Consider the following 13,575-nt stretch of genomic DNA (forward strand, 5'->3'; position numbering starts at 1 on the left):
GGATTAACGCGCACCGCGCCCGGTCAGCACGGTCTGGATGGTTTTGAACACGATCAGCAAGTCCATGGCCAGACTGTAGTGCGTGATGTAGTAGAGGTCGTAGCTGAGCTTGATGGCGGTTTCATCGGCGCTGGCCGCATAGCCTTGCTGCACCTGGGCCCAGCCGGTCAGGCCGGGGCGCACCAAGTGGCGGTAGGGGTAGCTGGGCATTTGCTCGGCAAACTGCTGCACAAAGCCGTCTTGCTCGGGGCGGGGGCCGATCAAGCTCATGTGCCCCATCAGCACGTTGAACAGCTGCGGAATTTCATCGAGCCGGGTGCGGCGAATCCAATGCCCAAAGCGCGTGATGCGCGGGTCGTTGGTCTGGGCGAACTGCGGGGTGTCTTGCGCTTCATGGCGCATGCTGCGGAACTTCCAGATCCGGAAACTTTGACCGTGCATGCCGGTGCGCCGTTGGCTGAACAGGGCCGGGCCAGGCGAGTCGATCTTCACACCACAAGCCACCAACAGCGCCAACGGCAGCCACAGTGGCAGCAGGGCCAGCACCACACCCACATCGATGAGGCGTTTGGCCAGGTCGTAAGCGGGGTTGCCATCGGTTTGCCAGAGCTCGTTTTGCAGGGTCTCGGCCGCCATGCGCCCGGTCAGGCTTTGCTGCAAAGATTCGGGGCTGTAGAGGCGTATGTGCTGCAGCTTGAGGGCGGTCAAAAAGTGGTGACGCTCGGCGCTGGAAGGCGCAGAGTTGGCAGAGGCAGACGACGTACCGGTGTTGGCCGCAGCAGGCAGCACCACGGCACCATCACACGCCAGCGCGGCGCCAGGCGGCATGCCTTGCGCAGGCCAGGGCAGCAAACGAATACGCGGCAAGCCTTGGCCCTGGGGCACGGGCAGCCAAGGCGCCAACAGGCCCGGCACACGCGGGTCTTGGTATACCAAACGCCAAGGCCGGTGCCGTAAAAACCACTGATCGGCCAGCCAGAACCAGAAGGTGCACAGCACATAGGTCAAGAGCAAAGCGCCGCGCGAATACGGCTGCTGCAGCAGGGCAAAGGCCAAGGGCGTGAGCCAAAAAGGCAAGCCGGTAGTCACCAGCAACAAGGGCCCTCGCTCGGCCGCAGGCATGTGCGCCCCTCGGTACAAGAGGTGCGCCGCCAGTGCATAAGGCACCAGGCTGGCCAGCACGGTTCGGCCAAAGTCCACAGTGGCCAGGCCACGGGCCATCAGGGCCTGGCTGATGGCGTAGGCCAGGCCGATCATCGCCAAGCCCAAGAGGCTCCAGACCAGGTGGGCACTTTGGCGGTTGGCTTGCTGCGAGGCCAGTTGCTGCGTTTGGCGGCGCGGGCGCGTCATGGGCCAGCGGGCGGTGTGCATCAAGGGCGCTTGTTGGTAAAGGCTCAGCACCGGCTCGGCCATGGCCTCGGGTTGAAATTGCGCCTCGTAGCGATCGCGTGCCGCCTGGCCCAATCGCTGTCGCAAGGGGCCATCGGCCAGCAGGGTCTGCAGGGCTTGGGCCACGGCTTGGGGGGTGTTGGGCACCAGCCAAGCGCTTTGCTCGTGCGTGAGCATTTCTTCGATGCCAGGCAAGCGCGTGGCCACAATCGCCATGCCCGAGCGCATGGCTTCCAAGATAGAAATGGGCAGGCCCTCGTGGTCGGACAAGAGCACAAAAATCTGGTGCTGCGCCAAGCGCTCGGCCACGTCGTTCACGTCGCCCTCCAGCCGAATGTGCGGCATGGGGGCCGCGGCCGCTTGGTGGCGGGCCAGGTCCGGCCCTCCGCCCAGGATGTGGGTGTCGGGCTGCAGGCCACGATGTGCCAACAAGGCCAGGGCCTCGATCAAGACATCGGGCCGCTTGGGCGCGGCCATGCGGGCCACCATGACCAGGCGCGGCGGCTGGGCGGCCATGTCGCTGCGCCAGGGCACATCGGCCAGCGCGTTGTGCACCACACTCACCCGCTCAGGGGGCATGGGCAAACGCGCAGCCAGTTCTTTTTCGTAAGCCGACACACACACCATGCGTGTGGTCCAGGCGGCCAGCACGGCCTCGGCCAACCAAGCGTTGGTGCGGATCAACCAGGGCGCTTGCGGCTTGAAGCCAAAGCCGTGCACGGTGTAGACCACCGGAAATTGCCGCAGCTTGCCCGCCAGGCGTGCGATCACCCCGGCCACGGCGCTGTGGGCATGGATGACCTCGGGCTGCAACACCCGCAGATGGGCCAGCAAGGCCCGCACCGAGGCCAGCACCTTGAGGGGGTTGAGCGAGTTTTGCAAAGTGGGCAGCACGAGCACCGTGATGCCCAGTTGGTTCAGGGCCTGGCCCAGCACGCTGCGCGTGTCGTCGCCCCCGATCACCACGGTGAAGCGCACCCGGCCCTGCAGGGCGCGGCACAACTCCAGCACATGCGTCTGCGCCCCACCGGCTTCGCCTTTGGTGATGACCAGCACCACATGGGGCATGGGCGTTGTAACAGGGGTGTGAACAGGGGCAGACATGCAGGGGCAACAGAAACAGCCGGTATTGTCGCCCTGAACGGGCTGCGACCTGCGCCGGTCCCCAAAACCTTCGCCCTGGCCCAAAGCCACAGGACCAGTGGGCCGCAGGGCAAACCGTCAGGCGTGGCTGGACATCCGCGCTGCACTGATCGGCAAAGCCACGGGAAATGCCCGCGTGCCCGCATGCACCGCTTGCCAAACCACCTGGCCTCCCACCACCACCACAAACTCGCCCGTGCGCAAAGCTTGCCAGGGCTCGTCCAGGGTCAAGGGCTCGGTGGCCAACAAGCTCATGATGTCGCCCTCGGCATTCAGCGGCCCCAGGTCCAGGCTCATGTCGCGGTCCACCAAGCGTGCATGGGGAAAAGGGTGATGCCGGGTCAGCAGGTGCAGCTTGGTGGAGCAATGGGCATACAGTGCGTGGCCGTCGCTCAGCAGCATGTTGAAGTTGCCGTGTTCTGCCAGATCGGCGGCGATACGGGCCAGCACCGGGGCCAGCTCGGGCCATTCGGGGGGCTGCTGGCGGTCCTTGAAGTGGCTGCGCAGTTGGCTCATGAGGGCACAAAACGCCCGCTCGCTGTCGGTGCTGCCCACGGGCATGTCTTGGCAGCCATGGGGGGGCTGGAAATCACGCAGGTCGCCGTTGTGCGCGAACACCCAGGTGCGGCCCAGCCATTCGCGTTGAAAGGGGTGGCAGTTGGCCGACTGCACATCGCCTTGTGTGGCTTTGCGCACATGCGCCACCACCACTTTGGACTTGATCGGGTGTTGCCGCACGTAATCGGCCAGAGCTGAGTGGCTGGCCGGTTGGTCGTCCTGAAAGACCCGGCAGCCTTTGCCGTCATAAAAGGCGATGCCCCAGCCGTCGGTGTGGTCCGAGGTCAGGCCGCCGCGGGCCGAAAAGCCGGTGAATGAAAACGTGGTGGCCGCAGGCTTGTTGCAGCTCATGCCCATGAGTTGGCACATGCAGGCGCCTCAGGACAAGCAAAAATCCACGGCCGCCATGGCGTGCAAGGCCGTGGTGTCAAAGCCAGGCAAGCCGCCGTCGCCGGGCTGCAGGCTCATGGTCAGTTCGGTGCAGCCCAAGATGACACCCTGCGCCCCACGAGCGGCCAGCTGCTGCACCTGCGCGATCAGGCTCTGGCGCGAAGCGTCCAGCACCTGGCCGCGGCACAGTTCCTCAAAAATGATGCGATGCACTTCGGCACGCCCGGGCTCATCGGGCACCAGACATTGGATGCCGCGTGCGGCCAAATGGTCGCGCATGAAGGCTTGCTCCATGGTGAAACGGGTGCCCAGCAAAGCCACTTGGCTCAAGCCGGCGGCGAGCACAGCGTCGGCGGTGGCATCGGCAATGTGCAGCAACGGCAGGTCCGTGGCCGCCTGCACCTGCGGGGCAATGCGGTGCATGGTGTTGGTGCAAATGAGCACGGCCTCGGCCCCGCTGTTCGCCAATTGTCGGGCCGCCGTTTGCAAGATCTCGGTCATGCGTGCCCAGTCACCTTGCTTTTGCAGGTCAGCAATTTCCTGAAAGTCCAGGCTGACCAAGTGCAATGGCGCCGAATGCAGACCACCCCTGCGTCGCGACACCTCGCGGTTGATGTGCTGGTAATACAGGGCGGTGGACTCCCAGCTCATGCCCCCGATCAGACCGATTTTTTTCATGCCGTTGTTCTTCGTCGTTTGAAAACGGAAGTTTGCCACCAAACTGGCAGCATGAAATTGCTTTTTCTGCCCCAAAACGACCGTTTTTTGGCATGGTTTTCTACAATCCGGCCATGAAGCAGAAAATTGATGCCATTGATCGGAAAATCCTCGACCTGTTGCAAGTGCGCAGCGACTGGCCCATCAACGAATTGGCCGCTGCCGTGCACCTGACGCCCACGCCATGCTGGCGCCGGGTGCAACGGCTCAAGGAATTGGGCATTTTGGCCCGGCAAGTCGCCCTGGTGGACCGCCACCAGGTGAACCTGGGCGTGACGGTGTTTGTGTCGGTGCGCACCCGGCAGCACGATGTGCCGTGGCTGGAGAAGTTTCGCGCCGCCGTGCAAGGCATTGCCGAGATCGTTGAAGCCCACCGCATGAGCGGCGATGTGGACTACCTGCTCAAAGTGGTGGTGCCCGACATTGCCGCTTATGACCAGGTGTACAAGCGGCTCATTGAGGCGGTGCCCTTGTCCGACGTGAGCTCCAGTTTTGCCATGGAAGAGCTCAAATTCACCACGGCGGTGCCGCTCGGTTATGCGGCCTGAGCCGCGCGGGACCGGAGGGTCACCCACACACCCAAGAGGCCAAACAGCACAAAACAAAGAAAGGACCAGTTGGCGATCGAGCCGCCCAGGAAGGTCCAGTCGATCTTGCTGCAGTCACCGCTGCCTTTGAAGATCATGGGGATGGCGCGGTTGAGGGGGAAGTTTTCGACCATGCCATAAAAGTCACGCCCGCAGTTGACCACCTCGGGCGGGTACCACTGCAACCAGCTTTGGCGAGCCGCCGTGAAAGCGCCAAAACCGGCCGAGAGCGTCATCAGCAGACCTGCCGCAGCCAAGGCCCAGCCTTGCAAGCGCCAGCCGATCAAGGCCAGCAAGACCACGCCGATCAGGGCATAACGCTGCACGATGCACATGGGGCACGGGTTCAGGCCCACAACATGCTGCAAATACAGGCCAAACACCAGCATGCCGATGCCCGACAGGGCAATCAACAACAGCCATCGCTGAGGGGAAACAGAAGTCAGATTCATGGGGGTCCGTTGAAGTAGGGGCATTGTGCCCCCGTGTACAGAGATCGGGGGTGCGCTGGGGGTCAAAGCCCCCAGGCCTTCAGGATTCGGCGAACGCCCGCTCGATGACAAAAGCACCCGGTGTGCTGGTGTTGCCTTCTTTGAGGCCGCGCTCCTCGCAAATGCGCTTGAGGTCTTTGAGCATTTCGGGCGAGCCGCAAATCATGACGCGGTCGGTCTCGGGGTTGAGCGGGGGCAGGCCCAAGTCTGCAAACAGCTTGCCGTTCTCGATGAGATCGGTCACGCGGCCCTGGTTTTTGTAGGGCTCGCGGGTCACGGTGGGGTAGTACAGCAGTTGCTGACTCACCATCTCACCCAAAAACTCGTGGGCGGGCAGGTCTTGGGTGATGTAGTCGTGGTAGGCCAGTTCATTGACTTGACGCACGCCGTGCACCAAGATCACTTTTTCAAAACGCTCGTAGGTTTCGGGGTCGCGGATGATGCTCATGAAGGGGGCCAAGCCCGTGCCGGTGCCCATGAGGTACAGGTTTTTGCCGGGCAACAGGTAGTCGCACAACAAGGTGCCGGTAGGTTTGCGGCCTACGATGATGGTGTCGCCCACTTGGATGTGTTGCAGCTTGGAGGTCAACGGGCCGTCGGGCACTTTGATGCTCAGAAACTCCAGGTGCTCTTCGTAGTTGGCGCTGGCAATGGAGTAAGCACGCAAGAGCGGTTTGCCGTTGTCGCCGCGCAGACCGATCATGGTGAAGTGGCCGTTCGAAAAGCGCAGGGCCTGGTCTCGGGTGGTGGTGAAGCTGAACAGGCGGTCGGTCCAGTGGTGAACGCTCAAAACGCGTTCTTCAAGAAATGCACTCATTTGGTATTGCTGTGTGTTGGGAGACAAGAGACCCAAAGCCCTGGGGGGATGCTGAAAGCTTGCTACAGTTACGGCCTGTCAGGCCACACGAAAAAGGGTCAACCCGCATTGTCGTGTGAACCGCTCCCAACTGGAAATACGGAAATTCTATATCCGTATAACCAGCGCTTCTTAAGATACATCAAGGCAAGACACCACCATGGCACGCACCGTTCAATGCATCAAACTCGGCAAAGAAGCAGAGGGTCTGGATTTTCCGCCCTACCCCGGCGAGTTGGGCAAGCGCATCTGGGAAGGCGTGAGCAAACAAGCCTGGGCCGACTGGCTCAAGCACCAGACCATGCTGGTCAATGAAAACCGCCTCAACTTGGCCGACCTGCGTGCCCGCCAATACCTGGCCCGCCAGATGGAAAACCATTTCTTCGGTGACGGCGCCGACGCCGCCCAGGGCTACGTGCCGCCTGCAGCGGGCTGATGCGCTGCGGCGCTTGCCCCTTCGCTGTTTGAACCCTTGAGCTCGCCACCCGATAAGCGCCAGGCACTGGTCATCGGTGCCGGCCTGTCAGGCTCGGCCGTGGCGCACAGCCTGGCCGTGCGGGGCTGGTCGGTCACGGTGCTGGACCAGGCCTCTGGGGTGGGGGCGGGAGCGTCCGGCCTGCCCGCAGGTTTGGCCGCCCCCCATGTGTCACCCGACGACAACGTGCTCTCGCGCATCACGCGGGCGGGCGTGCAGGCCACGCTGCAACGCGCCCAAGCCTTGCTGCACAACGGCACCGATTGGGCGCTCTCCGGCGTGCTGGAGCACAACCTGGCGGGCAAACGCCGCCTGCCTGCCAACGCAAGCGATCACCACAGCACCCCGGCCAATGAGGCGCAAGTGGCCGCCGCCGGCCTGCCCCCCGACTCGCCCGCCCTCTGGCACGCCCAGGCGGGCTGGATTCGGCCCCGGCAACTGGTGGCTGCGCAGCTGCAAACCCTGGGCGTGCAGGTGCGCTGGGGCCAACAGGTACAGGGCATTGAGCGGCGCGGTGAGCATTGGGCCGTGACCGATGCACAAGGCCAAACCCTGGGGGAGGCCCCCCTGTTGGTGGTGGCCAGCGCCTTTGACAGCCTGGCTTTGCTGCGGCCCCTGCCCGGTTTTGCCGTGCCACTGAACCCTCTGCGCGGGCAAGTCAGTTTTGGCCACCTGACCGACTTGAGCGAGTCCCAGCGCCAGCTGCTGCCGCCTTTTCCGGTCAATGGCCACGGCAGCTTCATCAGCAGCGTGCCCACACCCGAGGGGCTGCCCGGCTGGTTCATTGGCTCAACCTTTGAGCGCAACTGCGAGCAAGCCCCCGTGCGCGAGGAAGACCACGCCGCCAACCAAGTGCGCCTGGCCACGCTGCTGCCCGCTTTGGGCGAGGCCATGGCCGGGCAATTCGCGCCAGATCGGGTGCAGGGCTGGGCCGGTTTGCGCTGCACCTTGCCCAACCGCCTGCCTGCGGTCGGCCCCATTGACCGCCAGAGGCTGCCAGGTTTGTGCCTGAGCGCGGGCATGGGCGCTCGTGGCATCAGTTTGGCCGTGTTGTGTGGCGAACTGCTGGCGGCTTGGCTGAACCATGAACCCCTGCCCTTGCCTGAGGCCTTGGCCAAGCATCTGGCGGCCGAGCGCTTCGTGGTTCCATAAATTTACAAAAATCATCCAAATCAACTAGCATGCAAGCTGTTTGTGCGCGTGTAGGCATGAATCGCCGTTTCTTTTGGAGAGCAGCCCATGGCCCGTCAATCCTTTTCGCGTTACCTGCCCTGGTTGGTGACCGGACCGGTCGCCCTCCTCGTCTGGCCTGTCTCGACTTGGGCCAGTGCGGGTTTTGCAGCCCTGTTTGTCATGGGTTGGGTGGACTTCAAGCAAACCAAACAAGCGGTGCGGCGCAATTACCCGCTGACAGGAAGACTGCGCTACGGGCTGGAATACATCCGACCTGAATTACGGCAGTATTTTCTGGAGGACGACGAGGAAAAACTGCCCTTTTCGCGCAACCAGCGTGCCATGGTCTATGCCCGCTCCAAAATGCAAAACGACAAGCGCGGGTTTGGCAGCATCAAGGACATGTACCACGCGCAATCTGAGTGGATCACGCATTCTCTGCAGCCCACAGAGCTGGACCCTGCGAATTTCAGGATCACGGTGGGCGCACACCAATGCCAGCGGCCTTATGCCTTGTCACTGCTCAACATTTCCGGCATGAGCTTTGGGGCTTTGTCGCCCAATGCGATCAAGGCCCTGAACAAGGGTGCAGCCCTCGGGCAGTTTGCACACGACACCGGGGAGGGCAGCATCTCGAGGCACCACAGGGAGCCGGGGGGCGATCTGATCTGGCAAATTGCCTCGGGCTACTTTGGTTGCCGCACGCCAGAAGGCCTTTTTGACCCGGTGCGTTTTGCCGAGCAGGCCCGCTCGCCGCAGGTCAAGATGATCGAGGTGAAGCTGTCACAAGGGGCCAAACCCGGCCACGGCGGCGTTTTGCCCAAAGCCAAAGTCAGCCCTGAAATTGCCGAAGCACGGGGTGTGCCCATGGGCCAAGACTGTGTGTCCCCGGCCCGGCATTCCGCGTTCAGCACCCCGCTGGAGTTGCTGGGTTTTGTGGGGCAGCTGCGAGAACTCTCGGGCGGCAAGCCCGTGGGCATCAAGCTGTGTGTGGGACATCCAGCCGAATGGTTCTCACTGGTCAAAGCGATGCTGCAGTCCGGCCAAACGCCCGACTTCATCGTGGTGGACGGCGCCGAAGGTGGCACGGGCGCGGCGCCCATCGAGTTTGCCGACCATGTGGGCATGCCCTTGCGTGACGGCCTGCGGCTGGTCCACAACAGCCTGGTGGGGGCGGGTCTGCGTGACCGGATCAAGATCGGGGCTTCGGGCAAGGTGATATCGGCCTTCGACATGGCACGCTGCCTGGCCCTGGGAGCCGATTGGTGCAATGCGGCGAGGGGTTTCATGTTTGCGCTGGGTTGCATTCAGTCGCGCAGCTGCCACACCGACCACTGCCCCACGGGCGTAGCCACACAAGACCCGGTGCGCCAACGGGCCATCGTCGTCACCGACAAGGCCGAGAGGGTCTATTTCTTCCATGCCAACACCTTGCATGCCTTGGCCGACTTGGTGGGTGCAGCGGGCCTGCAAAAGCCGGGCGACATCACGCCGCAGCACCTCATGGTGCGCAATGCCGCAGGCCAGGCACGCAGCTTGGCTTCGAGCATCGACACGCTGACGCCCGGACAGCTCTTGCGCGAGGAGGCGGGGCCACAGGCGCTGCCGAGCCCCTTTGCAGAGTTTTGGCCAACCAGCCAAGCAGGCCATTGGGGCGTTCCGGCTGAGGCCACCGCCCTCCCCGCCTGAGCTGCGGCCCAGCAGCAGCGTCTGCGCAGCTTTGAACAGCCCTTTCGAAGAGAGAGGGACCCAGGGGTTCGGTAGCTTGGTGTTTAATCGGGTCTCCGTTAAGCAACATTCAGTGTTCAATGCACCCTGATTCGACTCCCCCCAAGCCATCTGCCCCTTCCCCGCTGCAAGAGCCTGCGGCTGTGCTGGAGGATCTGGGCGAGGTCGTTTTGAAAGATGATCAAAATCTGATCATTTCGAGTCAGGACGCAGAGGCCATGTTGCATGCAGCCCAGTCCTTGCAAGCCTTTTGGCGAACACGGGCTCAGTCTGTAGCGGTCGAACACTTCTCGGGGGAACAGCGCTTGGCTTTGCTCAGCCACATCAACCAAGGGATCGCGAAGCTGGGGCTAGAGCAGGCGATGCAAAAGCCTTTGCCCCCCTATTTGCCCAAGCAAATTGCCATCGTCACCCATGCCGAACAGCTGCCCGATTCCGATGTGCAGATGTTGCAAGATCTCACGCGCCACCTGCCAGGCCTGTGTTGGCGCTGGGTTTTGCTGCGCATGGAGACCCCGGATGACCAACGCAGTGCTGCCTTTGACAGCATTGTCCCCACCCAGCAGCCCCAGGCCCAGTGGCCCGCTGAGCCTGCTCCAGCAACACCTGCCGAACCTTTAGAGCATTCAGCGCCGTTAGCGCCATTAGCATCATTCGCGCCTGGGGAAAAAGTCGAGCCCTTTTTGGAGCCCGTTGAACCTCTTGCGTCTGCTGAACCTGTTACACCCGCACAAGCTGTGGTGCCTGCAGAAACTGCAGCGCTTGACCAGACACCCACCGTGTCGGCAACCCATCAGATTCCACCATTGCCCCCCGCAGCTGAGACACCACCGTCGGCTGGCAAGCCCTCGCATCGCTGGGCCTGGCTGGGCTTGGCGGCCCTGGTGGGCTTGGGCGCGTGGGGCGCATGGCTGCGTTTTGGGACACCTCAGCCAGCGCCCTCCGGAACGGCTGAGCGGGCTGGCATTTCTGAGTCAACTGCTGCTTCAACTGCTGCGGCATCTTCGCCCGCTTCGGCAATGGCGCCCGCTTCGGCGCCAGAAGTGCTTGCAGCATCTTCACCTGAAACACCCCTGCCATCGGCATCCGCCTCGCAGCCAATCGATCCAGAAGCTGCCAGCACCCCACCGAGTCAGTCGACTGCAGCTGTGCCAGCGGCTGCTTCGGCGCAACCCTCGGCCCGGACGCCAGCGTCAGCGCCTGCGGACCCAAGCGCCGAAGTGCCGGACGTGGCCCTGCGTGGTGTGCGCTGGCTGGCGCAGCAATCGCCCGAGTTCTATGTCTTGGAGCATGGCGCGTTCAAAACCGCTGCCCAAGCCCAAAGCCTGATCAAGACGCGGACCGAACTGGCCAATGCACGCGTGCTCATGCTCAAGACCGCCGCTGCAGGGGGCCGGTTTTTGGTGATCACAGGCCCCTTCCGGTCGCAGGAGCGGGCCCAAAACTTCAAGGTTCGGGAAAACCTGCCACCCCAGATCCCGGTGCGCCAGGTCTCCGAGGTGCTGCAAGAAAGCGTGAGGGCCGCTCCCTCACGCCCGTGAAGCATCACCCCGGGCCGTGAAGCATCACCCCGGGCCGTGAGAGCACGGCCTTGGGATGGCGCCCATTTCAGGCGCTGACACCCCAAGACTTCACTTCATGGCGTCGGACGAACGCCGCGCTTTGACATACGCGTCGGTGGGCAAATAATTTTTGCCATCGGCATAACGCCACTGCACCATGGTGCCCTTGCCGCCACGCTGATCGAGCTTGCCCACATAGGCCCCCATGGTGGATTGCTGGTCAATCGCGCGGTACTCGGCAGGGCCAAAGGGCGTGCTGAACTTGAGGCCCCGCATGGCGACCACCAGTTTCTCGTTGTCCACACTGCCGGCCTTTTTGATGCCCGCAAAGATCGACTGCATGGTGGCGTAGCCCACCACCGAGCCGAGCTTGGGGTTTTCGTTGAACTTCTTGTAGTAGTTGGCGGCAAAGCTGGCGTGCTCGGGCGTGTCGATCTGGTCCCAAGGGTAGCCGGTCACGATCCATCCCTTGGGCGTTTCGTCTTTGAGCACTTCCAGGTATTCGGGCTCGCCCGACAACATGGACACCACCGGCGTTTTAGGGAAAACATGGCGCTGGTTGCCCTCGCGCACCAGGCGGGCCAGGTCGGCCCCGAAGGTCACGTTGAAAATCGCATCGGGCTTGGCCGCCATGGTGGCAGTGAGCGTGCTCCCCGCATCGATCTTGCCTTGGGCGGGCCACTGCTCACTCACAAACTCCACATCCGGGCGCTTGGCCAGCAACAAGGCCTTGAAGTTGGCCACTGCGCTTTGACCGTATTCGTAGTTGGGCGCGATGGTGGCCCAGCGCTTGGCAGGCATCTTGGCCGCTTCTTCGACCAGCATGGCCGCTTGCATGTAGGTGCTGGCTCGCAGGCGGAAGGTGTAGCGGTTGCCTTTTTCCCAGACGATGGCATCGGTCAAGGGCTCGCTGGCGATGAACAAGCGCTTGTTTTTGGCAGCATGGTCGGCCAGCGCCAGCCCTACATTGGACAAAAAGCCCCCGGCCAAGATGTCCACTTTTTCTTTGGAGCTGAGCTCGATCGCATGGCGCAGAGCCTCGTCAGGCTTGCCGGCATCGTCACGCGCAATGACCTCGACCTTGCGGCCCAGCAGGCCGCCTTTGGCGTTGATCTCTTCCACTGCCAGCTGCCAGCCTTGTTTGTAGGGCTGGGTGAACTGCGGGATGGCCGAATAGCTGTTGATCTCCCCAATCTTGATCGGGGTCTGGGCCAAAACAGTGGTGGCGGCTGCGCTCAGCAAACCGGTGGCAATCAGGCGTTTCATCGTCAGGTCCTAGGGTCAAGGAAGCAAAAAAGAGACTGTACCAGCGACACACAAACCTGTCGCTTTCGGGACATTTTGCAAACTTGGGACTCGCAGGGCCAACACACCCTGACCCTGGCCGACACCCACCGATAATGGTTTGGCCATGAACGGACGCCAATTCACCCAACTTGTCCTTTTGTCAGCCGTTTGGGGTGGCTCGTTTCCGCTCATCCGAGTGGCCGCCCCGGCCTTTGGCCCCGTGGCCATGGCGTGTCTGCGTTGCGCCTTGGCGGCGCTGGTGCTCGGCGCCATCATGCGCTGGACACGCCAAGCCTGGCCCGCCCGCCAGCATTGGCGCTCGCTCACCGGGCTGGGCATCTTGACGCTTGTGGTGCCCTTTGTGTTGTACAACTGGGCGGGGCTGGTCTTGCCGGCTGGGTATTCGGCGGTGCTCAATGCCACCTCGCCCATGTTCGGTGTGTTGGCCGGCGTCATGCTGGCCCAGGAACGCTTCACGCCCAGTAAAGGGGTCGGTTGTGTGGTCGGCTTGCTGGGTGTGTCGCTGCTGCTGGGCTTGGGCCCGGTGAACCCGGACTGGGATGTGGTGCTGGCCGCCCTGGCCTGTGTGGTGGCAGCGGCCTGTTATGGCTTTGGGGCCATTTTCATGAAACGCGCCACCTTGGCCCACCACGCGCTGCCCGCTTCTGCGGTGGTCCATCTGACAAGCGCCTTGGTGCTGTTGCCCGCAGCCGCCGTCACCGCCCCCAGCCAACCGGTGGGCTTGCCCGCTGTGCTGGCTTTGCTGGTTTTGGGCGCGGTCACCTCCGGCTTCACCTACTGGATCAGCATGCGCCTGATGCGCGACATCCCAGCCAGTGCCGCCACTTCCTCGGCTTTTTTGATTCCCTTGTTTGGCGTGACCTGGGGCGCCATGTTTTTGGGTGAACCGCTGACCGTGGGCCTGCTGCCCGGGGTTGTGCTGATTTTGTTCGCCTCCGCCTTGTTGACGGGCTTCAATCCCTTTCGGGCCTTCTTGCGCGGCGGCCGCTGAGGCTGGCACGGCGCCAGTTTGCGACGGGTGAAAAGGGCCACGCCCTGTGGTCGGCGCTCCGTTCTTATAAGCATTCAGCATATATACCCAACTTATTAATCGTTTGTTTTGGCATAAAGCCCGATTACAGTCCCCGCCATGGTGGATGGGGCTGGGCTGGCACACCACTGGTTTTGAATTGAAGTCTTAGAAAACTGAACTTGCAAC

The 13,575-nt window shown here is 62.8% G+C and carries 12 protein-coding genes; 6 read left to right on the forward strand and 6 right to left on the reverse strand.

The annotated features are described in order from the left end of the window. Window positions 1-3: 3 nt before the first annotated feature. The 3 genes from L63ED372_RS16590 to L63ED372_RS08500 all read right to left on the reverse strand — a co-directional run bounded on the left by L63ED372_RS16590 (window position 4) and on the right by L63ED372_RS08500 (window position 4,158). Entirely contained in the window at window positions 4-2,493 is a 2,490-nt protein-coding gene (locus L63ED372_RS16590) for an exopolysaccharide biosynthesis polyprenyl glycosylphosphotransferase (protein ID WP_231624464.1), read from the reverse strand. Window positions 2,494-2,610: 117 nt separating this feature from the next. After that, window positions 2,611-3,459 carry a class II glutamine amidotransferase gene (locus tag L63ED372_RS08495; RefSeq protein ID WP_062405281.1) on the reverse strand — a complete coding sequence of 283 codons (849 nt, stop codon included), beginning with the start codon at window positions 3,457-3,459 and terminating at the stop codon, window positions 2,611-2,613. Between the two features lie 9 nt (window positions 3,460-3,468). Continuing rightward, window positions 3,469-4,158, reverse strand: coding sequence for an aspartate/glutamate racemase family protein (locus tag L63ED372_RS08500; RefSeq protein WP_062407846.1), 690 nt, complete (start codon window positions 4,156-4,158; stop codon window positions 3,469-3,471). 113 nt (window positions 4,159-4,271) lie between these two features. Between L63ED372_RS08500 and L63ED372_RS08505 the strand changes: the two genes are divergently transcribed. Beyond that, window positions 4,272-4,745: an Lrp/AsnC family transcriptional regulator gene (locus L63ED372_RS08505; protein WP_062407848.1), complete on the forward strand. Its 474-nt coding sequence runs from the start codon at window positions 4,272-4,274 to the stop codon at window positions 4,743-4,745. Here L63ED372_RS08505 and L63ED372_RS08510 read toward each other — a convergent pair. Beyond that, window positions 4,733-5,236 carry a disulfide bond formation protein B gene (locus L63ED372_RS08510; protein ID WP_062405283.1) on the reverse strand — a complete coding sequence of 168 codons (504 nt, stop codon included), beginning with the start codon at window positions 5,234-5,236 and terminating at the stop codon, window positions 4,733-4,735. The two genes, L63ED372_RS08505 and L63ED372_RS08510, sit on opposite strands and share 13 nt — an antisense overlap. Window positions 5,237-5,315: 79 nt before the next feature. Continuing rightward, on the reverse strand, window positions 5,316-6,092 hold the full coding sequence (locus L63ED372_RS08515; RefSeq protein ID WP_062405285.1) for a ferredoxin--NADP reductase: 777 nt from the start codon (window positions 6,090-6,092) through the stop codon (window positions 5,316-5,318). A gap of 199 nt (window positions 6,093-6,291) precedes the next feature. Here L63ED372_RS08515 and L63ED372_RS08520 point away from each other — a divergent pair, with 199 nt between their 5' ends. From L63ED372_RS08520 to L63ED372_RS08535, 4 genes are all read left to right on the forward strand, one after another. Further along, a complete protein-coding gene (locus tag L63ED372_RS08520) occupies window positions 6,292-6,567 on the forward strand; it encodes an oxidative damage protection protein (protein WP_062405287.1) in 276 nt (91 codons plus the stop codon). Window positions 6,568-6,603: 36 nt separating this feature from the next. Continuing rightward, window positions 6,604-7,758, forward strand: coding sequence for an FAD-dependent 5-carboxymethylaminomethyl-2-thiouridine(34) oxidoreductase MnmC (gene mnmC, locus L63ED372_RS08525; RefSeq protein ID WP_062405289.1), 1,155 nt, complete (start codon window positions 6,604-6,606; stop codon window positions 7,756-7,758). Window positions 7,759-7,845: 87 nt separating this feature from the next. Beyond that, window positions 7,846-9,468, forward strand: a complete 1,623-nt coding sequence (locus L63ED372_RS08530) for an FMN-binding glutamate synthase family protein (protein WP_062405291.1) — start codon at window positions 7,846-7,848, stop codon at window positions 9,466-9,468. 257 nt (window positions 9,469-9,725) lie between these two features. Continuing rightward, window positions 9,726-11,048: an SPOR domain-containing protein gene (locus L63ED372_RS08535; RefSeq protein WP_156343583.1), complete on the forward strand. Its 1,323-nt coding sequence runs from the start codon at window positions 9,726-9,728 to the stop codon at window positions 11,046-11,048. A 90-nt stretch (window positions 11,049-11,138) separates the two neighbouring features. Here L63ED372_RS08535 and L63ED372_RS08540 read toward each other — a convergent pair whose 3' ends face one another. Further along, entirely contained in the window at window positions 11,139-12,335 is a 1,197-nt protein-coding gene (locus L63ED372_RS08540; RefSeq protein ID WP_062405295.1) for an ABC transporter substrate-binding protein, read from the reverse strand. Between the two features lie 145 nt (window positions 12,336-12,480). Between L63ED372_RS08540 and L63ED372_RS08545 the strand changes: the two genes are divergently transcribed. Beyond that, on the forward strand, window positions 12,481-13,368 hold the full coding sequence (locus tag L63ED372_RS08545) for a DMT family transporter (protein WP_062405298.1): 888 nt from the start codon (window positions 12,481-12,483) through the stop codon (window positions 13,366-13,368). The last annotated feature ends 207 nt before the right edge of the window (window positions 13,369-13,575 follow it).

The sequence above is a fragment of the Limnohabitans sp. 63ED37-2 genome (assembly GCF_001412535.1).
Taxonomy (GTDB): Bacteria; Pseudomonadota; Gammaproteobacteria; order Burkholderiales; family Burkholderiaceae_C; genus Limnohabitans_A.